This is a genomic window from Vibrio neptunius (genome assembly GCF_000967495.1).
GTDB lineage: Bacteria > Pseudomonadota > Gammaproteobacteria > Enterobacterales > Vibrionaceae > Vibrio > Vibrio neptunius.
The window spans coordinates 1-27,000 of record NZ_JXXU01000034.1 but is presented as its reverse complement, the minus strand read 5'-3'; the positions used below and the strand labels follow the sequence as shown (position 1 = coordinate 27,000).

The 27,000-nt window shown below is 44.7% G+C and carries 25 protein-coding genes; 15 read left to right on the top strand and 10 right to left on the bottom strand.

Annotated features, from left to right (window positions below; all coding sequences use genetic code 11):
• The first annotated feature begins 4 nt into the window (after positions 1-4).
• Positions 5-325 (top strand): met regulon transcriptional regulator MetJ, encoded by a 321-nt coding sequence (metJ, locus tag TW84_RS11780; protein ID WP_006963343.1) that lies wholly within the window; start codon positions 5-7, stop codon positions 323-325.
• 87 nt (positions 326-412) lie between these two features.
• On the opposite strand, the gene TW84_RS11775 is transcribed toward metJ, so the two are convergent.
• Both TW84_RS11775 and rpmE read right to left on the bottom strand, forming a co-directional pair.
• Positions 413-1,690: a malic enzyme-like NAD(P)-binding protein gene (locus tag TW84_RS11775; RefSeq protein ID WP_045975833.1), complete on the bottom strand. Its 1,278-nt coding sequence runs from the start codon at positions 1,688-1,690 to the stop codon at positions 413-415.
• Positions 1,691-1,941: 251 nt separating this feature from the next.
• Complete coding sequence (gene rpmE, locus TW84_RS11770; protein WP_006963341.1) at positions 1,942-2,160, bottom strand: 50S ribosomal protein L31; 219 nt, start codon at positions 2,158-2,160, stop codon at positions 1,942-1,944.
• A 290-nt stretch (positions 2,161-2,450) separates the two neighbouring features.
• Here rpmE and priA point away from each other — a divergent pair, with 290 nt between their 5' ends.
• From priA to TW84_RS11740, 6 genes are all read left to right on the top strand, one after another.
• Entirely contained in the window at positions 2,451-4,652 is a 2,202-nt protein-coding gene (gene priA, locus TW84_RS11765) for a primosomal protein N' (protein ID WP_045975832.1), read from the top strand.
• Positions 4,653-4,899: 247 nt separating this feature from the next.
• Positions 4,900-5,907: a DNA-binding transcriptional regulator CytR gene (cytR, locus tag TW84_RS11760; RefSeq protein ID WP_045975831.1), complete on the top strand. Its 1,008-nt coding sequence runs from the start codon at positions 4,900-4,902 to the stop codon at positions 5,905-5,907.
• A gap of 115 nt (positions 5,908-6,022) precedes the next feature.
• Positions 6,023-6,571, top strand: coding sequence for an SPOR domain-containing protein (locus TW84_RS11755; protein WP_045975830.1), 549 nt, complete (start codon positions 6,023-6,025; stop codon positions 6,569-6,571).
• Between the two features lie 269 nt (positions 6,572-6,840).
• Positions 6,841-7,386 carry an ATP-dependent protease subunit HslV gene (gene hslV, locus TW84_RS11750; RefSeq protein ID WP_006963336.1) on the top strand — a complete coding sequence of 182 codons (546 nt, stop codon included), beginning with the start codon at positions 6,841-6,843 and terminating at the stop codon, positions 7,384-7,386.
• A 37-nt stretch (positions 7,387-7,423) separates the two neighbouring features.
• Positions 7,424-8,758 carry an HslU--HslV peptidase ATPase subunit gene (hslU, locus tag TW84_RS11745; RefSeq protein ID WP_045975829.1) on the top strand — a complete coding sequence of 445 codons (1,335 nt, stop codon included), beginning with the start codon at positions 7,424-7,426 and terminating at the stop codon, positions 8,756-8,758.
• Positions 8,759-8,922: 164 nt separating this feature from the next.
• Positions 8,923-9,606: a nitroreductase family protein gene (locus TW84_RS11740; protein WP_045975828.1), complete on the top strand. Its 684-nt coding sequence runs from the start codon at positions 8,923-8,925 to the stop codon at positions 9,604-9,606.
• Between the two features lie 60 nt (positions 9,607-9,666).
• Here the strand turns inward: TW84_RS11740 and frdD are convergent, their stop codons facing one another.
• The 4 genes from frdD to frdA are packed head-to-tail and all read right to left on the bottom strand — an operon-like array spanning position 9,667 to position 13,024.
• Positions 9,667-10,044: a fumarate reductase subunit FrdD gene (gene frdD / locus TW84_RS11735; RefSeq protein WP_045975827.1), complete on the bottom strand. Its 378-nt coding sequence runs from the start codon at positions 10,042-10,044 to the stop codon at positions 9,667-9,669.
• 12 nt (positions 10,045-10,056) lie between these two features.
• Positions 10,057-10,440: a fumarate reductase subunit FrdC gene (frdC, locus tag TW84_RS11730; protein ID WP_004743268.1), complete on the bottom strand. Its 384-nt coding sequence runs from the start codon at positions 10,438-10,440 to the stop codon at positions 10,057-10,059.
• 2 nt (positions 10,441-10,442) lie between these two features.
• Positions 10,443-11,207, bottom strand: coding sequence for a succinate dehydrogenase/fumarate reductase iron-sulfur subunit (locus TW84_RS11725; RefSeq protein ID WP_045975826.1), 765 nt, complete (start codon positions 11,205-11,207; stop codon positions 10,443-10,445).
• Positions 11,207-13,024 carry a fumarate reductase (quinol) flavoprotein subunit gene (frdA, locus tag TW84_RS11720; RefSeq protein WP_045975825.1) on the bottom strand — a complete coding sequence of 606 codons (1,818 nt, stop codon included), beginning with the start codon at positions 13,022-13,024 and terminating at the stop codon, positions 11,207-11,209. Before frdA ends, TW84_RS11725 begins: the two co-directional genes overlap by 1 nt.
• Positions 13,025-13,395: 371 nt before the next feature.
• On the opposite strand from frdA, the gene epmA reads away from it, so the two are divergent.
• Positions 13,396-14,367, top strand: a complete 972-nt coding sequence (gene epmA, locus TW84_RS11715) for an elongation factor P--(R)-beta-lysine ligase (RefSeq protein ID WP_045975824.1) — start codon at positions 13,396-13,398, stop codon at positions 14,365-14,367.
• A gap of 44 nt (positions 14,368-14,411) precedes the next feature.
• Here the strand turns inward: epmA and TW84_RS11710 are convergent, their stop codons facing one another.
• The 4 genes from TW84_RS11710 to TW84_RS11695 form a co-directional block, all read right to left on the bottom strand.
• Positions 14,412-16,598, bottom strand: coding sequence for a YjbH domain-containing protein (locus tag TW84_RS11710; protein WP_045975823.1), 2,187 nt, complete (start codon positions 16,596-16,598; stop codon positions 14,412-14,414).
• On the bottom strand, positions 16,598-17,338 hold the full coding sequence (locus TW84_RS11705) for a capsule biosynthesis GfcC family protein (RefSeq protein WP_045975822.1): 741 nt from the start codon (positions 17,336-17,338) through the stop codon (positions 16,598-16,600). Before TW84_RS11705 ends, TW84_RS11710 begins: the two co-directional genes overlap by 1 nt.
• A gap of 5 nt (positions 17,339-17,343) precedes the next feature.
• A complete protein-coding gene (locus tag TW84_RS11700; RefSeq protein WP_240478170.1) occupies positions 17,344-18,009 on the bottom strand; it encodes a YjbF family lipoprotein in 666 nt (221 codons plus the stop codon).
• Positions 18,010-18,088: 79 nt separating this feature from the next.
• Positions 18,089-18,361 (bottom strand): hypothetical protein, encoded by a 273-nt coding sequence (locus tag TW84_RS11695; protein WP_045975821.1) that lies wholly within the window; start codon positions 18,359-18,361, stop codon positions 18,089-18,091.
• Between the two features lie 237 nt (positions 18,362-18,598).
• Between TW84_RS11695 and TW84_RS11690 the strand changes: the two genes are divergently transcribed.
• The 7 genes from TW84_RS11690 to cysE all read left to right on the top strand — a co-directional run bounded on the left by TW84_RS11690 (position 18,599) and on the right by cysE (position 26,963).
• Positions 18,599-19,864 (top strand): capsule assembly Wzi family protein, encoded by a 1,266-nt coding sequence (locus TW84_RS11690; RefSeq protein ID WP_045975820.1) that lies wholly within the window; start codon positions 18,599-18,601, stop codon positions 19,862-19,864.
• A 36-nt stretch (positions 19,865-19,900) separates the two neighbouring features.
• On the top strand, positions 19,901-22,705 hold the full coding sequence (locus tag TW84_RS11685) for an SLBB domain-containing protein (RefSeq protein WP_045975819.1): 2,805 nt from the start codon (positions 19,901-19,903) through the stop codon (positions 22,703-22,705).
• A 53-nt stretch (positions 22,706-22,758) separates the two neighbouring features.
• Positions 22,759-23,721 carry a Wzz/FepE/Etk N-terminal domain-containing protein gene (locus TW84_RS11680; protein ID WP_045975818.1) on the top strand — a complete coding sequence of 321 codons (963 nt, stop codon included), beginning with the start codon at positions 22,759-22,761 and terminating at the stop codon, positions 23,719-23,721.
• A 122-nt stretch (positions 23,722-23,843) separates the two neighbouring features.
• Positions 23,844-24,278, top strand: coding sequence for a rhodanese-like domain-containing protein (locus TW84_RS11675; RefSeq protein WP_045975817.1), 435 nt, complete (start codon positions 23,844-23,846; stop codon positions 24,276-24,278).
• 148 nt (positions 24,279-24,426) lie between these two features.
• Positions 24,427-24,897, top strand: a complete 471-nt coding sequence (gene secB / locus TW84_RS11670) for a protein-export chaperone SecB (RefSeq protein WP_045975816.1) — start codon at positions 24,427-24,429, stop codon at positions 24,895-24,897.
• 150 nt (positions 24,898-25,047) lie between these two features.
• Positions 25,048-26,082, top strand: coding sequence for an NAD(P)H-dependent glycerol-3-phosphate dehydrogenase (gene gpsA, locus TW84_RS11665; RefSeq protein WP_045975815.1), 1,035 nt, complete (start codon positions 25,048-25,050; stop codon positions 26,080-26,082).
• 59 nt (positions 26,083-26,141) lie between these two features.
• The gene (gene cysE / locus TW84_RS11660; protein WP_045975814.1) at positions 26,142-26,963 is read left to right on the top strand and encodes a serine O-acetyltransferase; all 822 of its coding nucleotides are present in this window, start codon (positions 26,142-26,144) and stop codon (positions 26,961-26,963) included.
• The last annotated feature ends 37 nt before the right edge of the window (positions 26,964-27,000 follow it).

Sequence of the window (27,000 nt, the reverse complement as noted above, 5' to 3'; positions counted from 1 at the left end):
CGCAATGGCAGATTGGAACGGCGAATACATAAGTCCGTATGCTGAACATGGAAAAAAAAGCGAGCAAGTAAAGAAGATTACAGTTTCTATTCCATTGAAAGTATTGAAGGTTTTAACTGATGAGCGAACGCGCCGTCAGATCAATAACTTGCGCCATGCGACAAACAGTGAGCTGCTGTGTGAAGCGTTTCTACATGCTTATACTGGCCAACCATTACCGACTGATGAAGATTTGCGTAAAGATCGCCCAGATGATATCCCGGCGGAAGTAAAAAAACTCATGACTGAGATGGGTATTGAATTCGAAGCCTATGACGAAGAGTAATAACTGGCGGCGCGCCTTGTTTTTATTTTACTGAAAACTAAAAAACCGCTGAATGTTCAGCGGTTTTTTGTTGCTAGAGAGGAAGGCCTACGCTTCCATGTAATTCTCTGGCATTTCAATACGAGCCACACCTGACTCTACTGCTGCTAAAGCAACCGCTTTTGCGACACGTGGCAATAGGCGAGAGTCCATCGGTTTAGGAATGATGTAACCAGGGCCAAATTCCAGCTTGTCTACGCCAGCGGCTTTCAATACTTCTGCTGGAACTTCTTCTTTCGCTAGTTCACGAATGGCATCTACGGCAGCGAGCTTCATTTCATCGTTGATTTCGCTAGCTCGAACGTCTAGAGCGCCGCGGAAGATGAATGGGAAACACAACACGTTGTTCACTTGGTTCGGGTAGTCACTACGGCCTGTGCCCATGATTAAATCATCACGTACTTCGTGTGCCAGCTCTGGCTTGATTTCCGGATCTGGGTTTGAACATGCGAAGACCACAGGTTTATCAGCCATCAGTTTTAGTGCTTCAGGTGCGAGTAAGTTCGGGCCAGATACGCCTAAGAATAGGTCAGCACCTTCAATTACGTCTTCCAGTGTACGCTTGTCAGTGTTGTTGGCAAATAGTTGCTTGTATTCGTTGAGATCATCACGGCGAGTGTGGATAACACCTTTGCGGTCAAGCATGTAAATTTTTTCACGCATTGCACCACATTTAATCAGTAGTTCCATACAAGCCACTGCTGCAGCACCGGCGCCAAGACAAACAATCGTAGCATCTTCTAGCTTTTTGCCTTGGAGTTCAATTGCGTTAAGCATACCTGCTGCGGTGACGATAGCTGTACCATGTTGATCGTCGTGAAAAACCGGTACATCACAGCGCTCGATCAGCTGTTTTTCAATCTCAAAACAGTCTGGTGCTTTGATGTCTTCGAGGTTGATACCTCCAAAGGTATCGGCAATGTTAGCGACGGTATCGACGAACTCTTCTATTGTGCGGTGTTTGACTTCAATGTCGATAGAGTCCAAACCTGCGAAGCGTTTGAACAGGAGAGCTTTACCTTCCATGACAGGCTTAGATGCCAGCGGACCTAAGTTTCCAAGACCAAGAATAGCTGTTCCGTTGGAGATAACCGCTACCATGTTACCTTTAGAGGTATATTTGTAGACATTATCTGCATTCTGAGCAATTTCACGTACTGGCTCAGCCACGCCTGGGCTGTACGCTAACGCTAGATCACCTGCCGTTTCAGCTGGTGTTGTCAGCTCAACCGAAATCTTGCCTGCTGTAGGGTAGGCATGGTAATCCAATGCTTGCTGACGGAATTGTTCTTCAGGGGATAGTTCTTGGTGATTGTCATCGGACATAGGTGTAGGTACTCGTTATTAATAATTAGGATAGGGGGGAACCCATTCTAGAGTAACTAAGTCAAGCTGCAAAGGTCAGAATGCGAGCTAAAGCAATAAAATGTGCTAAATGACAGGAGATAAGACCAGATGGTTAGAGATGTGGCTGGCGAATATCAAACAGCGGAAGATATTACTCTGAATGATTCGCTGGGGATGTAGGGAACAAAAAAGGACGCCGTAGCGTCCTTTTCTCTTCATCTAAAAAGAAATTATTTCTTAGAAGAAAGAGCACCGAAACGCTTGTTGAAGCGATCTACACGGCCGCCAGTATCAACGATACGTTGCTTACCAGTGTAGAATGGGTGACATTTGTCACATACGTCTAGGTGGATTGACTCTTTAGTTAGAGTTGAGTTGAACTCGAAAGAGTTACCGCAAGAACAAGTTGCTTTAACTGCTTTGTATTCTGGGTGGATACCAGCTTTCATGGGAGAACCTCTAAAATAGGCCGTGTCGCTATCCGATTCTATGCCGGACACCACACGTAGTTAATAAAATTTCCTTTGGATACCGCTGCTCAAAAGCAAGCCATATCACTAAGGCGCGATATAGTAATGAATACAGACTTAGGGATCAACTTATTTACTAAGAAAGTTGCTACTTTTTTAGCCGCTGGTCTTTATCCGTGCTAGAAATCGGGTTAGCAATGCTGTGACTTTCGCGCTTAGTGCTTTTCCCTTAGACTAAATGAGTTCCTTTCATTGTGCTTTAAGTCTATATGCGACCGACAATTGCCCGAGTGGCTTTACCTGTACCACTCGACAAACAGTTTGATTATCAGATTCCTGTTCACCTGTTTCCTATTATTGGTGGGCGTGTGTCTGTTCCGTTTGGTCGTCAGACGCTGGTCGGTGTGGTCACGGCGTTGGTGAACCAGTCCGAGTTCAGTGTTGACAAGCTCAAACCGCTAAAACAAGTGCTGGACTCTCAGCCTGTTTGGCCAGATAGCCTCTATGAGTTGTTGCAATGGTGCAGTCAGTTTTATCAGTACCCTCTTGGAGACACCTTGCTCAATGCGATGCCAAGTGCACTTCGTAAAGGCAAAGAAGCCGATTTTGCGACGCTGGTGGAATGGCAGTTGACTGCAGCTGGACGTAATCAACTGATGTTAGGTTTTGGCCGAGCCGTCAAGCAGGCTAAGGTCATGCATATGCTTGAAAGTGGTTCAGTGCCACACCAGCACTTCATTGATCAAGAAGTCAGCTCTAGCGTTCTCAAAACCTTGCAGGAGAAAGGCTGGATTGAGTCGATCGAGTGCAAACCGGAGATTCGCGACTGGAGTCAGCAGGTTGAAGCAGATGTGGACAAGCCAAAGCTTAATGAAGAGCAGGCTGTCGCTATTGCGACCGTTAATAGCTTTGATGGTTTTGGGTGTTTTTTACTGGAAGGAGTGACCGGTTCAGGTAAGACAGAAGTGTATCTGAACCTTATTAAGCCGGTATTGGAGAAAGGGCGGCAAGCCCTAGTATTAGTGCCTGAAATTGGCTTGACACCACAAACCATTAACCGTTTTCGCCACAGGTTTGATGTGCCAGTCGAAGTGATTCATTCGGGGCTTAACGACAGCGAAAGATTGAATGCTTGGTTAAGTGCCCGAGATCAAGCTGCTGGCATCGTTATTGGTACACGTTCAGCATTACTGACGCCTTTTGCTGATCTCGGCATCATCATTGTTGATGAAGAGCACGATGCTTCTTATAAGCAGCAAGACAGCCTTCGCTATCATGCGCGTGATGTTGCTGTGATGCGAGCTAGCAAAGAGCAAATTCCAATTGTACTCGGATCGGCAACACCAGCTCTGGAAACTCTACATAATGCTTTATCTGGCAAGTATCACCATTTGACACTGACCGAGCGCGCTGGTAATGCGGTACCGACGACAAACAAGGTGCTGGATGTGAAAGGTCAGTATTTGGAAAGTGGTCTATCTGCCTCCTTGATCGCTGAGATGCGTCAACACCTTAGTGCGGGTAATCAAGTGATGTTGTTCCTCAATCGTCGCGGTTTTTCGCCTGCTTTGATGTGTCATGATTGTGGTTGGATTGCGGAATGTAAGCGATGCGATGCTTATTATACCTATCATCAATACAGCAATGAGATCCGTTGCCACCACTGTGGTTCACAGCAGCCCACTATTCATCAGTGCCAAGGATGCGGATCGTCCAATTTGGTCACGGTGGGTGTAGGGACTGAGCAGCTCGAAGCGCAGCTTGGTGAACTTTTTCCTGAATATCAAACCATTCGTATTGATCGCGACAGTACCCGACGTAAAGGCAGTCTGGAATCAGCTCTCGGAGCTATTCGCAACGGTAAATACCAAATATTGATTGGTACGCAAATGTTGGCGAAAGGTCATCACTTTCCAGATGTGACATTGGTGGCGTTGTTGGATGTCGATGGATCACTATACAGCAGTGACTTCAGAGCCTCAGAGCGTTTGGCTCAATTGTTTATTCAGGTCGCGGGACGAGCAGGGCGAGCCAGCAAGCCAGGAGAAGTTATACTGCAAACCCATCATCCTGAACATAGTTTACTTCAAGCTCTGTTGACGAAAAGTTATCGACATTTTGCCGAGACCGCCTTGCAGGAACGTAAACTGGCTATGTTGCCTCCTTACTCTTACTTAACCTTGTTCCGTGCTGAGGCGAATGACTCTCAGTATGTAGAAGCATTTTTGCGTCAAGTACGCCATACGTTGGAATCGCACCCACTATTCGATGATTGCTGTCAGGTACTAGGTCCTACGCCAGCCCCGTTGGCGAAGCGGTCAGGCAAATACCGCTGGCAGCTAATGTTGCAGACGCAAACTCGATCAACGATGCAAAAACTATTAGGGAGTGCAAAGCCAGCGATCCAAATGTTGCCAAATGCGAAGAGAGTTCGCTGGTCTCTAGATATTGAGCCGCAGGACTTGAGTTGATTTGCATCTTTTTCATTTAATTGTGATTAACATCTCATCACCGGGTTTAATTTTGTTAATCTTCCCGTAACTTTATGTTTCGAAATGAATAAACTATGGATTAGCTTGATTGAATAAATTGATTGATATAAGACAGGTAAACGATTGCTCTAGGCAATAAACATAAGAATGAGTTTCAGCTCATCAAAATCGGTTTAGGTGGCACCAAGCGCTACCATGTTTAGAAAATGAAGAGGGTAATTAATATATGGCGACAATGAAGGATGTTGCTCAACTAGCAGGCGTTTCAACAGCAACAGTATCGCGTGCTCTAATGAACCCGGAAAAAGTATCTACAGCCACACGGAAGCGGGTCGAAGATGCAGTTTTGGAAGCCGGGTATTCACCAAATTCTCTTGCGCGCAACCTGCGCCGAAATGAGTCCAAGACTATCATAGCTATTATTCCGGACATCTGTGATCCCTATTATACAGAGATTATCCGTGGGATAGAGGATGCGGCGATGGAGCATGGGTACATCGTACTTCTCGGAGACAGTGGCCAGCAGAAAAAGCGTGAGAGCTCTTTTGTCAATCTTGTCTTTACTAAGCAAGCGGATGGGATGTTGCTGCTTGGTACTGATCTCCCATTTGATGTAAGCAAACCAGAGCAAAAAAACTTACCACCTATGGTGATGGCGTGTGAGTTTGCTCCGGAGTTAGAGTTGCCGACGGTCCACATCGATAATCTGACTTCAGCATTTGAAGCTGTTAATTATCTGACGCAAATGGGTCATAAGCGCATCGCGCAGATATCTGGTCCGGACTCGGCGGTGTTATGCCAGTTCCGCTACCAAGGCTATCAGCAGGCACTTCGCCGAGCGGGCATCACGATGAACCCAAATTACTGCACTTATGGTGATTTCTCATTCGAAGATGGTGCAAAAGCATTACGCAAGCTTCTTTCCCTGCCTGAGCCACCAACGGCTATTTTCTGTCACAATGATGCGATGGCAATTGGAGCGATTCAGGAAGCCAAGAAATTGGGTTTGCGTATTCCGCAAGACCTTTCTGTGGTGGGCTTCGATGATATTCAATTTGCCCAGTACTGCGATCCACCGTTGACCACCATCTCTCAGCCACGTTACGAAATTGGCCGTCAGGCGATGCTGATGATGCTTGAATTGCTCAGAGGACATGACGTCCGCGCTGGCTCAAGGTTGCTGGAAACTCAGCTGATTGTGAGGGAAAGTGCGGCTCCACCAAGAATCATCTGACCAAACCTTCTCTATCCGCGGCGCATTTTGATGCGCCGCTTCCATTTCCCCTCTGTAATCAGGGCGCAAACTGCATTACCATAGCGAAAGAGGCAATAGATGTTGATGTACAGCAGTGGCAAATAGAGATTATGTAAAACGTGGTCGCGGAAACAGTGGGCGAAAACCAGCGCGTAAGAAGTCGGTGCCAAAGAGAAGGCCTTGGCGCAGTGGATTGCTGGCGATTCTGCTGGTGTGTGGATTTGGGTATGGGTTATATACGCTCAGTAATGACCCTCAACCGTCTCAGCCTGTAGTAAAGCAAACTAAGCCGAAGCCTAAACCCAAAACTGAAAAAGCATTGCCACCTCCTCCGGAGGAAAAATGGGACTATGTTGAGTCTTTACCAAGCCGCGAAATTGAAGTGACTGCCAAAAAGCAGGTGGTGTCTGAGGTCCCATACATAATGCAGTGTGGCGCGTATACCAATGCCTCGCAGGCTGAAGCACGTAAGCTCGATATCGCTTTTCAAGGCATAAACAGTAAGATCCGTAAAAAAGAAGGGAGCAAATGGTATCGGGTAGTGCTCGGACCATATAAGTTCAAGCGTGACGCCGAGCGAGACAAACACAAACTTCAGCGCGCCAAGATTGAACCTTGTGCAATTTGGAAAGAAGCGCAGTAAAGATATTAAAAGCGAACCCTGATGGGTTCGTTTTTTATTGGCTCTTTACCTGTTGTCATTCCATAGACTGACGAAGGAAGGAGTAGGGAACCTCTTAAGTTAGCAACACAAGTTGAAGAGATCCCCAACTCACTCGTCCCTCGCTCTTGAGGATGACCAGATAAATAGGCTTCTCGTCAATTGTAACCTTTTATCTCCCCTTGAATTCCTCTTAAGCCAGCCTCATATAGCTGATATACCAAGATGAAGATAATGATGAGGCCCTACTCGTGACTACTATTGTATCTGTACGTCGAAACAACAAAGTCGTCATTGCCGGCGATGGACAAGTATCACTGGGTAACACTGTGATGAAAGGCAACGCACGTAAAGTACGTCGTTTGTACAACAACAAAGTGCTTGCTGGCTTTGCTGGTGGTACCGCAGACGCATTTACGCTGTTTGAAAAGTTTGAAAGCAAACTGCAAATGCACCAAGGCCATCTAACCAAAGCGGCTGTTGAGCTGGCCAAAGACTGGCGCAGTGACCGTGCGTTACGCAAACTTGAAGCCCTACTTGCGGTAGCAGACGAAACTGCCTCACTTATCATCACTGGTAATGGTGATGTGGTTCAGCCTGAGAACGATCTGATTGCGATTGGCTCTGGTGGTAATTTCGCCCAAGCAGCGGCGACAGCTTTACTAGAGAACACAGAGCTAGATGCTCGTGACATCGCGGAGAAATCACTAAAAATTGCAGGTGATATCTGTGTGTTTACCAATCATCACCACACTATCGAAGAACTAGAAATCCCAGCTGAACTTAACGCTGAATAACCCAAGATAGTGGTTACTGAATTTAAGGAATTTGATTATGTCTGAAATGACTCCCCGCGAAATTGTTCATGAACTTAACCGCCATATCATTGGTCAGGATAACGCGAAACGCTCAGTGGCCATTGCACTGCGTAACCGCTGGCGCCGTATGCAGCTTGAAGAAAGCTTACGCGTTGAAGTCACACCAAAGAACATTCTGATGATTGGTCCAACTGGTGTAGGTAAAACGGAGATTGCGCGTCGTTTAGCTAAACTGGCCAATGCACCGTTTATTAAAGTAGAAGCAACAAAATTCACTGAAGTGGGTTACGTTGGTAAAGAAGTTGAGACTATCATTCGCGATCTGACGGATGTTGCTATTAAGATGACGCATCAGCAAGCGATGGAAAAAGTTAAATTCCGTGCTGAAGAGCAAGCTGAAGAACGTGTTCTTGATGCGCTTTTACCACCAGCGAGAGATGCTTGGGGGCAAAATGAGCAGCAAGACGAAAGCGCTTCTAACACGCGTCAAATCTTCCGCAAGAAACTACGCGAAGGCAAACTCGATGACAAAGAGATCGAAGTCGATGTAGCTGCACCGCAAATGGGTGTAGAAATCATGGCGCCTCCTGGCATGGAAGAAATGACTAATCAGCTTCAAGGTATGTTCCAAAACTTAGCTGGCGATACCAAGAAAAAACGTAAGCTGAAAATCAAAGATGCATTTAAGGCGCTGACGGAAGAAGAAGCTGCGAAACTGGTTAATCAGGAAGAGCTGAAAGAACAGGCTATCTTCAATGTTGAGAACAACGGTATCGTGTTTATCGATGAGATTGACAAAATTTGTAAGCGTGGCGAAAGCTCAGGTCCAGATGTTTCTCGCGAAGGTGTTCAGCGTGACCTGCTTCCATTGATTGAAGGTAGCACAGTCTCAACTAAGCATGGTATGGTGAAAACAGACCATATTCTATTTGTGGCATCTGGCGCATTCCAGGTAGCCAAACCTTCGGATCTGATCCCTGAACTGCAAGGTCGCCTGCCAATTCGTGTCGAGCTAGAAGCGCTTTCAAGTCACGACTTCAAACGTATCCTAACTGAGCCCAAAGCATCACTGACAGAGCAATACGTTGCGCTAATGAAGACAGAAGATGTCGATGTTGAGTTTACTGAAGAGGGTATCACTCAAATCGCAGAAGCGGCATGGACAGTGAATGAAACCACTGAGAATATCGGTGCTCGCCGCCTGCATACGGTGATGGAGCGCTTGATGGATGAGATTTCATTTGAAGCAACAGACAAATCAGGTTCGAAACTGACGATTGATGCCGAATACGTTAAAGCTAAGTTAGGCGAAACAATAGAAGATGAAGACCTAAGTCGTTTCATTCTTTGATCTACTCTTGAAGAAAAAGCCGATCGTAAGATCGGCTTTTTTGTTATTAATCGTTGAGGGAAGTTTGCGTTCACTCTCACTCTTTGGTTTCCCTCCATTTGCTAACTCGCGAGATAGACAAATAACGCTATATTGGAATGACTCTAACTGCGCAAGGAAGCAACATGTCGACCACAGAATCCCATTCGCCTTTGAATGATTTTATTGAATTTCCTGCCGAGGAAATGTCAGCGCGTGCTGAGCAAAACTACCAACAGCTCAAACGCCGCCATTCGATTCGCCGCTTTTCAGATCGACCAGTAGCGAAAGATGTCATTGAGCACTGTATCCTTGCAGCTGGAACCGCGCCTAGTGGAGCGAATCATCAACCTTGGCATTTTGTCGCCATCAGTCGTGCGGAAGTGAAAGGTCAAATTCGCCAGGCTGCAGAAGAGTTAGAGCGTTCTTTCTACGAAGGGAGAGCAGGGCAGGAGTGGCTGGATGCTTTAAAGCCCTTAGGGACTCACGCCAGTAAACCCTATCTCGAAACAGCGCCTTGGTTAATTGCCGTTTTTTCACAGAAGAAAGGTGGCGTGAGCAATGATGGGGAGCAAACCAATTATTACGTACATGAGTCGGTCGGCATAGCAACGGGCTTTTTACTCCAAGCATTGCATAACGCTGGCCTAGGAACACTAACGCATACCCCTAAACCAATGAGCTTTCTGAGTAAGATTTGTGGCCGTGATAACGATGTCGACAGGCCGTACATGTTGATTGTGACGGGTTATCCTGCTGAAGATGCAACGATTCCTGAACATGCGACTCATAAGAAATCTTTATCTAATATCGCAACTTTCATGGAATAGAGATGGCTTGCGAGCAATAAAAAAGCTGGCGTTAAGCCAGCTTTTATCTTCAGGTTTTGCTCAGAGCATAAAGATAAAAATCACGCTCAAGACCGATATGAGCCCTGCAAAGGCGTAACAGCCGACTTTCCCAGCTAGTCCAGCATGAATTTTGAGATCATGCATACCATGATGGACACGGTGCATTGCATGCCACATTGGTAGTGCTAGCGTACCAATGATAAATAGAGCGCCAATGATGCTTGTTGCAAAATTAACCACACGCTCGTAGCTTAGAGCTTCGACATTGATGATGCCCAATGGAGCAAGTACACCAAGAACCAGAATCGTCACTGGGGTAATCATGGCAAACCAAGTACCGCCAGCGCCAAACAATCCCCACCAAATTGGCTCATCAGAACGCTTAGGGGCTCTATCTACAGAAAAGTTAGGTTTCATAGTCATAGCTCCTTAAACGATTACCAGCACAATCAGAGAAATAAATGCCACGGCTGCCCATTGAGTAAGCACAATGATTTTCTTATCCACTGGCTTACCTTTTAAGCGAATCGGCATTACCTGCGGCATCATGCTGAAGAATGTTTGAGCATGCAGTAGGCTGCCGGCTAGCGCGACGATGTTAATCGCTACGACTACTGGATTGGCCATAAACTCAAGCCAGCCTTGCCAAGCTTCGGGACCTTTCACTAATGAGCCTAAACCGAAAGTCAGGAAGACAGTAAATAGGATCAGAGGCAGTACAGTCGCTTCGCGAAGCATGTAGAAGCGGTAAAAAGGATGATCTTTCCACCAAGTACGTTTTACTTCACGAACGTAAGGTTTACGGTTACTCATTCTTATGCCTCCTCTGCTGTTTTTGCTGGTGTGCCGTCAGGCTTCAGCATAGCAATCACGAAGTCCATAGAAGACTCGACTTTACCTTGGTTTACTGCAGCTGCAGGATCAACGTTCTTCGGACACACTTCAGAACAGTAACCGACGAAGGTACAGCCCCATGCGCCGTTTTCACCATTGATCATCGCCATACGCTCTGCTTTACCATTGTCACGACTATCGAGGTTGTAACGATGGGCAAGAGTCAGCGCAGCAGGGCCGATAAACTCAGGGTTTAGACCAAACTGCGGGCACGCTGCGTAACACAGACCACAGTTGATACAACCTGCGAACTGCTTGTACTTGGCCATTTGCTCTGGCGTTTGTAGGTTAGTGCCATCTTCAGGTTTACGATCGTTACCGATGATGTAAGGCTTGATAGCTTCAAGTCGCTCAATGAACGGTGTCATGTCGACAATCAAGTCTTTCTCGATAGGGAAGTTTGCCAGTGGCTCGATCTTCACGCCGTTTGGGTAATCGCGCAGGAAGCTTTTACAAGCAAGTTTTGGCACGCCGTTTACCATGATGCCGCATGAACCACAGATCGCCATACGACAAGACCAACGGTAAGACAGGTCTTTATCTAGGTTATCTTTGATGTAGCCAAGTGCATCAAGTGTCGACATAGTTTCGTCGAATGGTACTTCAAAGGTCTGGAAGTGCGGTTCTGCGTCTTTCTCAGGGTCATAACGCAGAATCTCTACTTTTTGGATGCGATTTGCTGACATTATGCTTGCTCCTCTGCGTTCTTCTGTGCGGCTTTTGCTGCTTCTGCAGCGGCTGCTTTCTCAGCTGCTTCACCATATAGACGAGCTTTAGGCTGTGACTTAGTGATAGTCACCTTGCTGTAGTCGATAGTTGGGGCTGCATCTGGTTGGAAGAAAGCCAGCGAGTGCTTGAGGAACTCTACGTCATCACGCTCAGTACAACCATCGTCTAGACGCTGGTGGGCACCACGAGACTCTTTACGTAGGATCGCAGAGTGAACCATAGCTTCTGCGACTTCTAGGCCGTAACCGACTTCAATAGCGTACAGAAGGTCTGTGTTGAACACTTTGCCTTTGTCTTTGATGCTGATGCGCTTGTAACGCTCTTTCAACTCAGTGATTTTATCAATGGTGGCTTGCATCAAATCTTCTTGGCGGTAGATACCACAGCCCGCTTCCATGGTATGACCCATTTCAGTGCGGATATCTGCCCAGTTTTCATCGCCTTCTTGGTTCATCAGTGCTGCGATACGCTGCTCAACATCTTTCACTTGAGCTGCAATAGACTCTTCGTTCCAGCCCTTGAATTCCGCTGCACGCTTCACTGCTTGTTCACCAGCAACACGGCCGAACACCACGAACTCAGCCAGTGAGTTAGAACCCAGACGGTTAGCGCCGTGAAGACCAACAGAAGCACATTCGCCTACTGCGAATAGACCTTTAATGCGCGTTTCACATTCGCCGTTAGTTTCAATACCACCCATGGTGTAGTGAACAGTAGGACGAATTGGAATCAGCTCTTTTGCAGGATCAACGTTGACGTAAGCTTTCGCTAGCTCACAGATAAACGGTAGACGCTCTTGCAGGTACTCTTCACCAAGGTGGCGAAGGTCTAGATGAACCACATCACCTAAAGGGTGTTTGATGGTGTTGCCTTTCTGCTGTTCGTGCCAGAAAGCCTGTGAAACTTTGTCGCGAGGACCCAGTTCCATGTATTTGTTCTTTGGCTGGCCAACTGGAGTTTCAGGGCCCATGCCGTAATCTTGTAGGTAACGGTAGCCATTCTTGTTAACGATGATACCGCCTTCACCGCGACAACCTTCGGTCATCAGGATACCAGTACCTGGAAGACCGGTTGGGTGGTACTGAACGAATTCCATATCACGTAGAGGTACGCCATGACGGTAAGCCATTGCCATACCATCACCTGTTACGATACCGCCGTTAGTATTACAGTGGTAAACACGACCTGCGCCACCTGTTGCTAAAACAACAGACTTGGCTTTAATCGTAACGAGTTCACCTTCTGACATGTGGATAGCGATAAGACCTTGCACTTCGCCTTCATCGACAAGCAGATCCACCACAAAGTACTCATCAAAACGTTTGATGTTGTCGTACTTCATTGATGTCTGGAATAGGGTGTGAAGCATGTGGAAGCCAGTTTTATCAGCAGCGAACCATGTACGTTCAACTTTCATACCACCAAATCGGCGTACGTTGACTTCACCGTTTTCTTTACGACTCCATGGGCAGCCCCATTGCTCCATTTGGATCATTTCGCGAGTCGCGTTTTCTACAAAATATTCAACAACGTCCTGTTCACATAGCCAGTCACCACCGCCAACAGTGTCGTTGAAGTGGTTGTCTAGGCTATCTTCATCCTTGATAACTGCTGCTGAGCCACCTTCCGCTGCGACCGTGTGAGAACGCATTGGATAAACTTTAGAAATCAGTGCGACTTCTAAATCAGGGTTTGCTTCAGCTGCTGCAATAGCAGTGCGAAGACCAGCGCCGCCTGCGCCGATGACTGCGATATCTGTGGTGATAGTTTGCACAGTTATCCTCCAGTGTGAATTTGCGGATTGTTCCGCTTGTTGTAATTACATGGGGTAAACCCCCAAAGTTGATAGGGCTAGTGTAGAAGAGCTTATTGGCAGAAAAATTGATGTATTTAGGTTTTTGCTCCGGTAATGCATGCAAGGGCATAGAAAATATAGGTTATGTGATTACTATCACGGCAAATCCATATCGGCTCAAATACTCCTACGTACCAGCTGTTGCGGGGAATTAATATCATCAATGATTAATTGAATGAATTATTGGCTGTAAGACGTTATTTAAGCGCTTCAGGTTAAGTACAACTCATTTTAATTTTGAGCAAAAGATGCTAATTTTCGCCACATTAAAGCATCACGAGAGATTAAGTATGCAGGCAGATTGGCAACCTACAGCAAGTGTTGAGCAGTTAAAGCAGCGAGCTAGTTTGATTCGAGAAGTGCGCCAGTTTTTTGATGATAGAGGTGTCCTTGAAGTTGATACGCCAGCGATGAGTCATGCGACAGTGACGGATATCCACCTTCATACGTTTCAAACCGAATTTATTGGCCCAGGCTATGCGGACGGTAAGAAGCTTTACCTGATGACCAGCCCTGAATTCCATATGAAGCGCTTACTTGCGGCGGGAAGTGGTTGTATCTACCAGATTTGTAAGTCTTTTCGAAATGAAGAAAATGGTCGATATCACAACCCTGAATTCACTATGCTTGAGTGGTATCGGGTCGGATTTGATCATCATCAGTTGATGAATGAAATAGATGACCTGTTACAGCGACTTCTGAAAGTCGGTGTAGCGGAGCGTATGACGTATCAGCAGGCCTTTCTGAAAATATTAAATGTTTGCCCTTTAGAGGGAACGATGGAAGACCTTAAAGTGGCGGCTGGTAAGCTAGGGCTCAGTGATATAGCTCAACTTGAGCAGGATAGAGACACTTTGTTGCAGCTATTGTTTGGTGTTGGGGTTGAACCTGAAATTGGCCAGCAGGTCCCCGTATTTGTATACGATTTTCCTGCTTCACAAGCGGCATTGGCAAAGATAAACCGCCAAGACAGTCGCGTTGCGGACCGTTTTGAGGTGTATTTTAAAGGAATAGAGCTAGCAAATGGATTCCATGAACTAGACAATGCAACAGAACAGCTTAAACGCTTTGAGTCAGATAATACCAAACGAGAACAAATGGGATTAGCCACTCAACCTATTGATAGCCATTTGATCAAAGCGCTAGAAGCTGGTTTACCTGAATGCGCGGGTGTTGCATTAGGTATTGATCGTCTCATCATGCTAGCGACCAGCAATGATCATATTGATAAGGTAACTGCATTCCCTTTCCCTAGGGCCTAATAGTAAAAAGGCTGACATTGCTGTCAGCCTTTTTATTCTTCATTCTACTCAACAGTACTTGGTTTCTGGTACCACTGAGAACGAACGTCTGTTTTATCAAACAGATTGTATTGTTTCTTCAGCATTTGTCCACCATCTCGGGTTATTGGTTCCCATGAAATATTTGCACGGCCAGTGCTGGGTTTAATTGTCATGATGTCTAAAGGAATCGAAATATAGAAGCCTTTGTTGTAGCTTCCTTCGCCATATTCTTCTGCTGTCAAATCGGTAAAGGTGGCGTAAGCACCGACAATCACACCAGACTTGAACTGTTTAGAAAAATCGAAGCGAGCGCCCATGTCTCCACCCAAAAACTTGCCTGCGCTGACCTTAAACAGTGTATCTCTTAGGAAGTCCCAATTTGGCATATAGTAACCTGTGATATGTCCTGTTGTACCTTGGCTTAAAACATACGCTTGGCAAGAAGGTGTTGGGTCATTGCAGGTCGCCTCATCATAGAAGAAGTAATCTTCACTGTATGTGCCAAACCATGAATCCGGGTCACGTTGGCTGACTAGGTTAGCATCGAAACCTACTGCCCAGTTCTTATTTATTGGTCTGTATAGTACTTCACCTCCGACACCAGCGAACATCATTTCTAGATAGCCACCGTACATCTGGGTATAAACTTCTTCGAATGGCTGTTCGAACCATGTGAGTTGAAGGTGGTTGAGCCTGACTGGATTATCATGCACATAGGCACGGAACATGGTTCGGACTCTAGGTGTTGAGTAATTTCTTACATGTGGAGAGTTTTCAATGTAGTTAAATTTGTCATAGTTATCGACCACATTGAAGATGATTGAACCGCCAAACTCAAGGTTATCAGTGAGCCAATAGTTCGAATTTGCGCTGACGCCTAAACTGTACAAATAGAATGACTCAGGACCACCAATACTCTGCTTTAATACGGGTTCGAAGCCATAATCCCAGCGTTCTTTGTTTTCTACTACGGGTGCTTTTGCAATACTCTTAGGCTCTGATTCCTCAAAACTGTCTTTGGCTTTTGCTTCAGTGGATAAGTAATTCGCTGCAGTAAGGTATTTCTGTTTATCTATGGTGGTTTCTTTCAGGTCCATACCATCTTGCTGTTCAACGACTTTAAATACGCGAATCAGATCATTTGAATGGTTAGATAAGATTGCTGCGGTTCGGTCGAGAGCTTTTTCTCTGTCGCGGTACTTTTTCTGCTGGCCTTTCACTATGACGGTATCGCCATCCAGTGTAATCGAGTTTTGCTCAAAGCCTGCGTTTGACTCAATCTGTTTTGCTGCCGATTGCCAGTCAGGGTTATTGTTATCCACGTTGGTGACAGCCTGTTTGGGCTCATCACGCCATGTCGCTTTCATATCGTTAAAATTGGTGTAGATATTTATACCAAAAGTGATGGTATCTCCACGTTGATAGCTGACTTTGGCATCCCCCCAATCCCCTAAACGATAGTTAACCCCTACATTCCATGGAGTATGTTGAGGCATGGTTTTGCCAGCCCGAACTACAGGATAGTCTTGTGTATAATCATTGCCATCGTATTCGAGCTTTAAGCGAAGTGGTGCATAAGGCGTTTGGTACTCAAGACCGCCAAATATAGCTGCTGGGCCTTTAAACCAGCGCTCGTAATCGACACTGCCGCCTGTACCTCTGAAATCACCGTCACGAGTACAGTATTCATCACTCATTTTGCAGAAAGGATTGGTCACATTGCCACGCTGGCCTAAGTACCCCCAGCCAAGACCTAGTGTTACATCTAAATTACCGAAGCGTTTTGTTGCAGCAACAAACTCACCGTCAAACAAACCAGTGCCGCCGAAGTCGCGCACACCAATTGAAGTTTCTGGTAACCAGTAACCTTCTTGCCAAAGGCGGACTTTGAAGTCGATGCCTTTATCGGTATATAAATTGTCTCCACTGTAAGAGGGATCGCTACTAAACAACAAGTCTGGCACCCTTGTGTAACGGACTGTGGACTCCAACCAATTCATTAACTGAATTGATGCAGTGTACTGTTGGTAGTCGTCGTTGACGCTAACTCCTATATTGAACTCCCCTTCTTTCGCCATACGTCCTGAAGGCATTTGCATTAGACCGACGCCACCAAAGTCAGTTTGGGATACTTTGAGATTATCGCTTGCCTGAACTGTTGAAACGAAGCCAAGAGAGAGGAATAAAGAGGTGATGACATTAAGTTTCATTAGTAATTTCTTCTCCAGGCAATTAGAGAGACGATGTCTTGTTCAAGCTGAGAAAGCTCTGTTGATGGATTGTTAAATCCCACGAAGATGCTAGAGCCTGGAGGTAGTGGGGTATTCTCATCATTCCAGTAAGCGAAGCCAACTTGCTTATAATTGCCATCTGGGTAGATAACCCAAGCATAACTATTACTGGCACTAGAAAGCACTCTAGACGTTGATAAATAATCTTTGACCGTCCAATCTGGTTTTGCGTCTGGTCGAGAGGTACTGAAAACTAACCCTTCTATATTTATGGTTTTAGGGCGATCTAGATATTCGAATTGATAATGACCAGAAAGCATAGGGTTGGCAGAAGGAGTAAGGCGAATAAAGTCGAGATCTAGTGCAAGGTTTTCTCTATAACCTACAGACCAAGTTTTCACTTGTTCGTGTAAGATGCCGAGACTTTCATAAAGTGCTGAATCTTGCTTTTTAAGTTTATCGAGTAAATTCAATACGGCTTGTTTTTTATTGTTGGCGACTCTTTGCTTGTCTATGTTGAATAGAGCATTATTCAATGGATAACTAAATGGAGCATTGTTCTCACTATGTAATATAGAGTCAGCAATGGCTCTCTCAAGGCGGACGGGGGCAGTATAGTTAATCACTAATTGCTCACTGGGAAGCTCTACTTTAACGCTACTGGCGACGGCATTTGTAAAAGAAACTAAAGTTAAAAGAACTAAAAAGCTATGCTTCATCAAGATCATCCTTTATATGGCTTGAGTATTTCTTGCTCGATGAAAAGCTGGCCTGGAATGACCCATTGGGCCGATTTCAGTACATCTCCATTGCCATTTACCCAATAAGTGCTTTGCATGGTCTTATCCAATTTCTCAAATGAAATGTATTCTTGCCAGATGTTGACCTTTTGAGACCACAACATAGAGTTTAACTGCATTGTGGCTACATATTCGGTGGTAATTTTCGCTTGATGGTTGTAATGATAGTCAGGCTGCCAGTCATAAACAGAAGTCCAGTAATATTGAGGATTATCGAAATGTACAATGTTCTCAGAAGAGATTTTACTGCTCAGGTTTGCGTCTGGAAGGTTGTATGTTTTAACGATACGGCCCTCTTCGGTAACAATCATCGCTTTGTCATTGGATAGCCACTTATGCTGAGTTTTTCCGGATTGTGGATTCTTTTCAACAAATGCAAGCACCATCAGAATTTGTGGTCCATCATTAATTTTAAAATAGCTACTAGCATAGGGTATGTTTTCGATTGTTTCTTTCTTTAAATTCACATCTTCAAAGCCCCAAAATGCTTCTTTTAAAGTCTCGTTAGTATCAGCGAAACGCTGTGTACATCCCGTTAATAATGTCAAGATAGTCGCTATAAATAGAGCGGTTGCCTTATATGTCATCATGAAAACTCAGAACTAATAAATATCGCAAAAAAACACCCTTAGCAAAAATGCTAAGGGTGTTTATTACTCGAAGTACTAATTAGTTAGTACCATCAGTACCCGTAGTGCCATCATTATCTGATGCTGCGACTGCCACGGCGGCTACAGCAACGGCTGCGCCTACAGCTACCGCTGTTGTTGTCGCTACACCTGCTGCGGCAGTAGAAGCAGCAGCTGTTGAGCCTGCGGCTGTGCCACCAGCAGCAGAACCGCCAGCAGAACTACCTGCAGTGCTTGCTGTAGAACTTTCTTCAGCGAAAGCGCCAGTTGATGCACATAACGCAACTAACATGGTTAGAGCAATTTTCTTCATTGAGTCTTCCTTGTAAATTTACAATTTAACATCGATGTTGGAACAAAATTAGTTCGTTCCAGTTTTGATTCTATTTCACTTTGTTATATCTGTAAAAATTTAAATTTCTTTAATGCAAGGTGATCACAGTATGGTGGATTGCTTAATCCATAACGCCCTTTATAATGAGCTAAAACGAAGGTATTCAGCACTGAATTGCTCGTATTTTATATTGATGCGGAGACAAAAGAAGGACATATGCGAAAGATTGATAGGCTTAGAATATCCATATCACTGACATCTATCTTTTTAATGAATGCCTATGTCTATTCTTCTCCTTGGATCGAAGCCAACGATCCTTTTCTAAGGTCTTCTATGCTGGCGCTAAGTGATGGAGGTGTGCTTAACGGAGTGACTAGTACATTTCCATTACGTTGGTCATCTATTGCCGATGGGGATCATGTCATCGATACCTCTGGTTACTTAGATGCTGAACTTGGCCACTTTAACTACGCTCTACAGACCGCCAAGCTTAATCGAGGCAATCGTCGCTTTGCTATTTCTGGTGGAAACAAAGATTTAGACAATGGTTGGTTTTCTGATGTGGACCGAGATAAGTGGGTGATGGAAGCGAGCTATGAACATCTCGCTAACAGTTATGCATTCCGGCTTAACTCTTCGTATCTAGACAACGCTAGCGATAAAGAGCTTTCTTTTAAAAACACATACATCGCCCTGAATGCTGGTCGTACGTTATTCGATGTGGGTATGTTACCTAGGTGGTGGGGGCACGGTTGGAATCACAGTCTCATTTTAGCAACGTCTGGAAGTGATTTAGATGCTGGTCTTAGCTGGATAGGAGACAATCCTTTTCTAGGAGTGTGGAGCCTGAATATAGTGACTTCAAAGTTAGAAGACCTAGACTATGATTACAGAACTTCATTGAGATATGCTGGTAAACTGAATTCGTGGTTAGAATTGGGCTTGACACAACATTATTGGTTTGAGGCGAGTCAGCAGCAAGTTTCTAGTCATCAACAGCAAACGACTGTCGATGTAAAGCTTACTTTACCCCAACTTAACAATGTGCAGCATGGCCTATATGGTGAGCTCGCTTCTGCTCAAAAGGATAGTGGATTAGGCGCGTATCTTATAGGCTGGACTGGTCATAGGCCTGTATTCGGAAGTTCGTTGCGTATGTCTGTTGAATATCAGTCATTAACTTCACAGGAGAGTGAATTAATTTTCAGTGAAAAAATTGATAATTACCTCCAGTCGAGTTATCTGAATGAAAGTAGTTGGTCTTTTAGTAGTTACCTTCAACTTGCCAATGATCATCAGGTTTCCGCAACCTTTGTGACTAAACATTTGTTGGATGACAAAAATAATAAGCAGGAACAATACCAACTGGCTTATCAACTTCCTGCGCTACAAGGAAGAGTTAGCCTTAGTGCCGACTATCTCAGTAAAGACAACCGTGAAAGTGAAATGGTATTTGGTTCTATGTATGAATTCAGGTTTTAATTGTGTCGTAAACACTAGAGAAGATTATATAATTTAATGAGTACCACAACATTGAAGTTTAATACACACATGTTGGCCGCCTCAATACTCCTAAGTGCGAGTGTCAATGCTGCAATGCCAACTCAAGCGCAGATTAATCAGTTCAAATCTCTTCCTAAGGCCCAACAAGAACAGCTTGCTAGACAGTTGGGTGTGGATCTTTCTTTAATTGACTCTCTCGGTGTTCCTTCTTCGAGTTCAGATCTCGATACACCTGAAATTAAGAAGCCTGAGAGAGCAACAGAAGCTTTTAAAAAAGGCATTAAAACTGATATTGAATATGAGAATAGAGGGAATTCAAATGGATTGCCTCACTTTGGTTATGATGTTTTCGCTGGTAATCCACTCGACTTTACGCCAGTCAAACATTTGCCTGTTCCTCATGACTACATTATCGCTCCTGGGGATGAAGTCCGAATTCAACTCTACGGAAAATCTTATAGCGACTTAAAGTTAAAAGTAGATAGAGAGGGCAAACTCAATATCCCTGAATACGGTCCTGAATATGTGGCAGGGCAAACTTTTAGTGAGCTGAAAACCTATGTGGCGTCGCTAATTCAACGCAAGTCTATTGGGGTAGAGGCGGTTATCTCGTTAAGTGCTATGCGAACAATGCAGGTGTTTGTGACAGGTGGTGTTAAGCAGCCGGGCGCCTACAATGTCAATGGGTTGACTACTCTATCTCAAGCTTTGATTGCAGCAGGAGGTATAAAGTTAACCGGTAGTTTGAGAAACATTAAACTAAAACGACTTGGCAAAACGGTGTTGACGTTTGATGCTTATGATTTGATAGTCAATGGTAACTCTAGTCAAGATATCCGTTTACAAGCCGGAGACACTATTCTCGTTCCGGCCAAGAAATCTGATATTGTTATCAAAGGAGAAATACTTCGCCCTGCCCATTATGAGCTTAAGGTAGACAGTCGTTTAAATGAATTAATCAATGTCGCTGGTGGTGCTTTGCCTAGTGCCTATTTATCAAAAGTGAGCGTAAAAAGACGTACCTCAAAGGGTATTGAGCAGCTGACATTAGACTTATCATCACAGCAAGGTAAAACGTTTAAGCTACAAGCAGGCGATGAAATCTCTTTATTACCCACAGGGGAGAAGCTAGAGAATGCGATTGCGCTTCGTGGAGAGCTATTCCGCCAAGGTGCATATCAATATAAAAAGGGGCTTAGAATCAGTGATGTTATCAGTCGTGTAGACGTTAAAGAGAATGCGGATCTGTCTTATGCATTGCTCGTTAGAGAAGAACCCGAAAGTCGTCATATTAGCGTTTGGCAATTTGATTTAGGGGAGGTGTTCAACACACCTAGCACAAGCGACAATTTCTCTTTGCAAAAAGGTGACCAACTATTTGTATTTGATAATGGCCTTAATGTTGACTACTGGTATAGAGAGCAAAAGTCTACCAATTTAAAACGAATGACTAGGCTTACTGAGACTGTTGAGAACAACACAAGTGATCAATTCCAAGCTCAATCTTTCCCAACTGAGTCATTACAATCGCAATCGCAATCGCAATCGCAATCCCAAGCACAGCTACAAGCTCAATCGCAAATAAAGCCACAATCGCAATTGAGAACGCCGTTGCCATCCTATAATTCTAAGAGCGTTGTGGTACTGGACTCAGCAACCGGCGCTTTGGTAGAAAAAGAGCAGCAAAAGAAACTCGATATTGCTGACGATGATAAATTTGCCATTGCGGATGATTTTCGCTTGTCTAGTCGAGAATCATTGTTAAAACCAATCATTGAAAGGCTTAAAGCACAGGCTAGTCTTACCGAGCAAGCTAAAATTATCGAAGTGACAGGTGCGGTAAAATATCCAGGTGTCTACCCGCTAACAGAGAATACCAGCTTTGAGAAAATAATCGTTGCAGCTGGTGGCTTTGCTGAGCAAGCATTTTTATACAGTGCTGAGCTGAGCCGTTCGAAGAAGATAAAACAAGATTTTGTTGTCGAGCATCACTCTTTTTCTCCCAATGAGATTTTAAGTGGTCAAGAGGAACTTGATATTCAGGCGCAAGATCACATTGTTATCAAGACCCAACCGAACTGGCAGCGTGGTAATTCAATTGAATTGCAAGGTGAAGTTGTTTTTCCGGGAACCTATACGTTCCAGCGCGGAGAGACGATTCAAGATCTTATAGAGCGAGCAGGTGGATTAACTCAGTTTGCGTACGCACAAGGGGCGGTATTCAGTCGTGAAAATCTGCGTCGCCAGGAGGAAGAGCGGTTAAAGCTACTCAATCTGCAATTGAAACAAGAAATAGGTAATTTAGCGCTACGTCGCCAGAACTCAAGCGCTACTTATACCACTAGCCCTACGGAAGCGATGACCATTGCTGATGAACTGGCATCTACGGAAGCCATCGGACGCTTGGTTATTAACTTGCCTGAAGCGCTAGCTGGAAATACCAATGCTGACATTATTGTCGAGAAAGGCGATAAGTTGTATGTCCCAGCTAGGCAGCCAATTGTTAGTGTCATGGGTGAAGTTCAGTTTACCTCGAACCACACTTTTACTCCTGGAATGACGATCGAAGATTATATTTCTTCTGCGGGTGGGACCAAAAAGCAGGCAGATACCGACCGAATTTATGTTGTTCGTGCTGATGGTTCTGTCATGTTACCCAATAATTCATTCTGGTTCAGCCGCAAATCTAATCCTCTGGAACCTGGAGATACAATCATTGTACCACTAGACACCGATTACCTAGATGGCTTGAGCACACTGACATCAGCGACGCAAATCTTGTATCAAATTGGTGTAGCCTGGAGTGCTGTAAAGGATTAATTAGTTTATAAGCCCTCTCAAATTGAGGGGGCTATCATATTCAAGAAGATATTATGAACAAGCCAATCATTCATGAAAATAATTTTACCCAAGTTCAAAGCTTGCCAATTACTAACGATGAAATAGATCTAAGGCAAGTATTCCTTACTCTGTGGAGAGGCAAGTGGGTGGTGATTGTTACTACTTTACTATTCGCTTTAGGCGGTGTTGTATTCGCGCTATCACAATCGAATACTTACCAAGCGTCTGCCACTTTGGTTGCTTCAAATGATGAAAAAGTTGGTGGGCTTGCCGCAATGGCGAGTCAGTTTGGAGGCTTAGCTTCCTTGGCTGGAATTAATGTGGTGAGTGGGAAAACAGACGATAAGGCTTTGTCTTTAGCAACTCTGGAATCTCGCAAGTTTATCAATGCATTTATTGATAAATATGCTTTACTACCTATTTTGATGGCAACCAAATCGTGGGACAAAGAGAGCAATAAGCTTGTACTTGACCCTGAACTTTATGACGGCATTCGCTGGCTTAATGACCCTAAAGATCCAGAAAAATCCTTAGAGCCAACGGCTTGGGAAGCCTACAAAGCATTTCAAAGTATATTAAAAGTCTCTGAATCCAAAGAGACTGGTATAGTTACCGTTAGTATTACCCACTTATCTCCATATGTTGCTCAGCAATGGACTCAATGGTTGGTGAAAGAGCTAAACTCTTGGATGAAAGAAGAATCTTTAACAGATACCAATCGTAATATTGAATACCTTGAACAACAGTTGGACAGAACCAAAGTCGTCGATATGCAGAACGTGTTCTACCAACTCATTGAAGAACAAACAAAAACTCTCATGTTAGCGGAAGTGAAAGATGAATACGCGTTCAAAGTAATCGATCCTCCAGTAGTGCCGGAAGAAAAGGTAGGCCCTAAAAGGGCCCTGATATGCATATTATCAATATTGCTTGGGGGAATGCTGGGTGTTGCGATTGTTCTTATTCGCTACGCATCTCGTCGAGAAAATGACTAGCTATTCTTCGTATTGCTTAAGGTGCTCTCGCCTTAAGTTCTTATCCCCGCTATACTCCCATTCTGATTTCTAGTCCAGAGCTGCTTAGAATTAAGCAGCTCTATTATTGAAGAGCACAGGACATGCAAGAATACATCGCATTTTTTCAAGAGAACATGATTCTCTCTCTAGTATGGGTTGGTCTACTGGTTGCCCTTATTATGAATATTGTTAAGTCAACGACAGCAGCGTACAAAGAGATCACTGCATCACAAACGACGCACCTAATGAACCGTGAAAATGGTGTTGTTGTTGATATCCGTAGTAAAGATGAGTTCCGCAATGGACATATTACCGATGCAGTTCACATTTTACCTTCTGATATCAAAGCCGGTAACTTTGGCAGCCTTGAAAACCAAAAATCTAACCCAATCATAGTGGTATGCAAAACAGGCAATACGGCGCCAGAGAGTGCTAACCTTCTTGTCAAAGCTGGTTTTGAAAATGTCAGTTTGCTGAAGAATGGCCTGCTTGCTTGGAGTGAAGCAAATTTGCCGTTAGTGAAAGGCAAAAAATAAACTGAGTGGTTTTTCTGCAAACGCCGATTGAAAAAACAGCGTTTGTTAAAGAGAGGTGTGGGCATTTCCACGAATTTTATGAGAAGCCTAGTAATAGCAATCTCTCTCGTCTAGTCTCCTAGAAAATTGATTATTAAAGGATTTCAAAATGGCTGAAGCAGCACCACAACAACAAGACGCACAAAACTTTGCGATTCAACGTATCTTCCTAAAAGACGTTTCTTTTGAAGCGCCTAATTCACCAAATATGTTCCAAAAAGAGTGGAACCCAGATGTGAAACTAGACCTAGACACCCAAAGCCGTGAACTAGGTGAAGGTGTTTATGAAGTTGTTCTACGTCTGACTGTAACGGTGAAGAACGAAGAAGAAACTGCGTTTTTGTGTGAAGTTCAACAAGGTGGTATTTTTACTGCTGATAAAATGGAAGCAGGCCAGCTTGCGCATTGTCTAGGTGCATTCTGCCCTAACATTCTATTCCCATACGCTCGTGAAACGATTTCTAGCCTAGTGGTTAAAGGTACATTCCCGCAATTGAACTTAGCGCCAGTTAACTTTGACGCATTGTTTATGAACTACCTGCAGCAGCAAGCTCAGCAAGAAGGTACTGCGGAAGCTTAATTACGTTATCGCTGTTTCTTGGTATCAACAAAATGCACAGAGCATCAAAGGATGTGATGTGCATTTTTTGTTTATTGCCTACAATAGTGCCTTACATTGAAATCAATCGAAGCTCCAACTTCCAAATTTTTAATACGATCGGACGGATTAATGACGGACTCAGACATTCAAAACGGCTACGGGAAAGCAATTGCTATGACGGTGCTTGGTGCTGGCTCATACGGTACCTCTCTGGCTATTTCACTGGCGAGAAATGGCGCGAATGTGGTGCTTTGGGGCCATGACCCTGAGCATATGACACGTTTGCAGTCAGATAGAGCGAATCACGAATTCTTACCGGGTATTGATTTTCCACAATCACTGATCGTTGAGTCAGATCTAGAAAAAGCGGTCCAGGCAAGTCGTGATTTATTGATTGTGGTACCCAGTCATGTGTTTGGCATCGTGCTTAACAACATTAAACCTCACCTCAGAGCAGACACACGCATTTGCTGGGCAACGAAAGGTCTTGAGCCAGAGACAGGACGCCTACTGAAAGACGTGGCTATAGAAGCGTTAGGGGAAGAGTACTCTTTAGCTGTACTATCAGGGCCTACGTTTGCCAAGGAACTTGCGCTAGGTATGCCTACGGCGATTTCTGTCGCGTCTCCTGATGAGAGTTTTGTTTCTGAACTGCAGGAGAAAATTCATTGCAGCAAGACGTTTCGTGTTTATGCCAACAGTGATTTTACAGGTATGCAGTTAGGTGGAGCGGTTAAGAATGTGATTGCGATCGGTGCAGGAATGTCAGACGGTATTGGCTTTGGAGCTAACGCTAGAACAGCTCTTATTACTCGTGGCCTCGCAGAAATGACGCGTCTTGGTGCTGCATTAGGTGCTCAGCCAGAAACCTTTATGGGTATGGCTGGGCTGGGCGATCTGGTTCTGACTTGTACAGATAACCAATCACGTAACCGTCGATTTGGCCTAGCTCTAGGGCAAGGTAAAGATGTAGATACGGCTCAGGATGAGATTGGGCAGGTCGTTGAAGGCTATCGTAACACTAAAGAAGTTTGGCTACTGTCACAGCGCATGGGAGTCGAGATGCCAATTGTTGACCAAATTTATCAAGTGTTGTATCAAGGAAAAGATGCACATATTGCAGCAAAAGATTTGCTTGCTCGTGATAAGAAATCAGAAGCGTAAGCGTCCAAAGACATGGAAAGCAAACAACACTTAAGCAGGCTTAGGTGAAGGGTTGAGAAATGAAACATTGTGAAAAACAGAAAGTATGGCAAGCCATCGTTCGAGAGGCTCGAGAGCTCTCAGAACAAGAGCCGATGCTAGCAAGCTTTTATCATGCGACGATCATCAAGCATGAAAGCCTAGCCGCTGCACTTAGCTATATTTTGGCCAACAAGCTTAATACAGTGTCTATGCCCGCGATGGCGGTTCGTGAAGTGGTGGAAGAAGCGTTCAACGCAGAACATTCGATCACAGAGGCAGCGGCTTGTGATATCTGTGCCACAGTGAATCGAGATCCTGCGGTTTCCATGTACTCAATGCCTTTGCTGTACTTGAAAGGTTATCATGCTTTGCAAGGTTATCGCGTGGCGAACTGGCTATGGCGCCAAGGACGCATTGCGCTGGCCACTTATCTGCAAAATCAAATTTCGGTAGCGTGCCAAGTGGATATTCATCCAGCAGCAAAAATTGGCCACGGTATTATGCTAGACCATGCAACAGGTATTGTGATTGGAGAAACAGCAATTGTGGAAAATGACGTCTCGATTCTGCAAGACGTCACGTTAGGTGGTACAGGTAAGGAATGTGGCGACCGACACCCGAAGATCCGTGAAGGTGTGATGATCGGTGCTGGTGCTAAGATTCTTGGCAATATTGAGGTGGGTCAAGGCGCGAAGATCGGGTCTTGTTCTGTTGTTTTACAACCAGTACCCGCTCATACCACCGTCGCGGGCGTGCCTGCTAAGATTGTAGGACGACCTAAAACAGATAAGCCTTCATTGGATATGGACCAGCAGTTCAACGGTCGCTCACAGAGCTTTATTGGTGGTGATGGTATTTAACTAAGCTGCTCGGTAAGGTGTCTCGTCCTAAAATACG

What these genes read in the sequence shown, in the direction of transcription:
- metJ (WP_006963343.1), top strand. Translation starts at nt 5, where the DNA reads ATGGCAGATTGGAACGGCGAATACATAAGTCCGTATGCTGAACATGGA.
- TW84_RS11725 (WP_045975826.1), bottom strand. Translation starts at nt 11,207, where the DNA reads ATGTCAGCAAATCGCATCCAAAAAGTAGAGATTCTGCGTTATGACCCT.
- TW84_RS11710 (WP_045975823.1), bottom strand. Translation starts at nt 16,598, where the DNA reads ATGAAACTTAATGTCATCACCTCTTTATTCCTCTCTCTTGGCTTCGTT.
- cytR (WP_045975831.1), top strand. Translation starts at nt 4,900, where the DNA reads ATGGCGACAATGAAGGATGTTGCTCAACTAGCAGGCGTTTCAACAGCA.
- TW84_RS11690 (WP_045975820.1), top strand. Translation starts at nt 18,599, where the DNA reads ATGCGAAAGATTGATAGGCTTAGAATATCCATATCACTGACATCTATC.
- TW84_RS11680 (WP_045975818.1), top strand. Translation starts at nt 22,759, where the DNA reads ATGAACAAGCCAATCATTCATGAAAATAATTTTACCCAAGTTCAAAGC.
- TW84_RS11705 (WP_045975822.1), bottom strand. Translation starts at nt 17,338, where the DNA reads ATGAAGCATAGCTTTTTAGTTCTTTTAACTTTAGTTTCTTTTACAAAT.
- TW84_RS11700 (WP_240478170.1), bottom strand. Translation starts at nt 18,009, where the DNA reads ATGATGACATATAAGGCAACCGCTCTATTTATAGCGACTATCTTGACA.
- secB (WP_045975816.1), top strand. Translation starts at nt 24,427, where the DNA reads ATGGCTGAAGCAGCACCACAACAACAAGACGCACAAAACTTTGCGATT.
- TW84_RS11775 (WP_045975833.1), bottom strand. Translation starts at nt 1,690, where the DNA reads ATGTCCGATGACAATCACCAAGAACTATCCCCTGAAGAACAATTCCGT.
- gpsA (WP_045975815.1), top strand. Translation starts at nt 25,048, where the DNA reads ATGACGGACTCAGACATTCAAAACGGCTACGGGAAAGCAATTGCTATG.
- TW84_RS11685 (WP_045975819.1), top strand. Translation starts at nt 19,901, where the DNA reads ATGAGTACCACAACATTGAAGTTTAATACACACATGTTGGCCGCCTCA.
- frdC (WP_004743268.1), bottom strand. Translation starts at nt 10,440, where the DNA reads ATGAGTAACCGTAAACCTTACGTTCGTGAAGTAAAACGTACTTGGTGG.
- hslU (WP_045975829.1), top strand. Translation starts at nt 7,424, where the DNA reads ATGTCTGAAATGACTCCCCGCGAAATTGTTCATGAACTTAACCGCCAT.
- TW84_RS11740 (WP_045975828.1), top strand. Translation starts at nt 8,923, where the DNA reads ATGTCGACCACAGAATCCCATTCGCCTTTGAATGATTTTATTGAATTT.
- cysE (WP_045975814.1), top strand. Translation starts at nt 26,142, where the DNA reads ATGAAACATTGTGAAAAACAGAAAGTATGGCAAGCCATCGTTCGAGAG.
- priA (WP_045975832.1), top strand. Translation starts at nt 2,451, where the DNA reads ATGCGACCGACAATTGCCCGAGTGGCTTTACCTGTACCACTCGACAAA.
- rpmE (WP_006963341.1), bottom strand. Translation starts at nt 2,160, where the DNA reads ATGAAAGCTGGTATCCACCCAGAATACAAAGCAGTTAAAGCAACTTGT.
- frdD (WP_045975827.1), bottom strand. Translation starts at nt 10,044, where the DNA reads ATGAAACCTAACTTTTCTGTAGATAGAGCCCCTAAGCGTTCTGATGAG.
- epmA (WP_045975824.1), top strand. Translation starts at nt 13,396, where the DNA reads ATGCAGGCAGATTGGCAACCTACAGCAAGTGTTGAGCAGTTAAAGCAG.
- TW84_RS11695 (WP_045975821.1), bottom strand. Translation starts at nt 18,361, where the DNA reads ATGAAGAAAATTGCTCTAACCATGTTAGTTGCGTTATGTGCATCAACT.
- TW84_RS11675 (WP_045975817.1), top strand. Translation starts at nt 23,844, where the DNA reads ATGCAAGAATACATCGCATTTTTTCAAGAGAACATGATTCTCTCTCTA.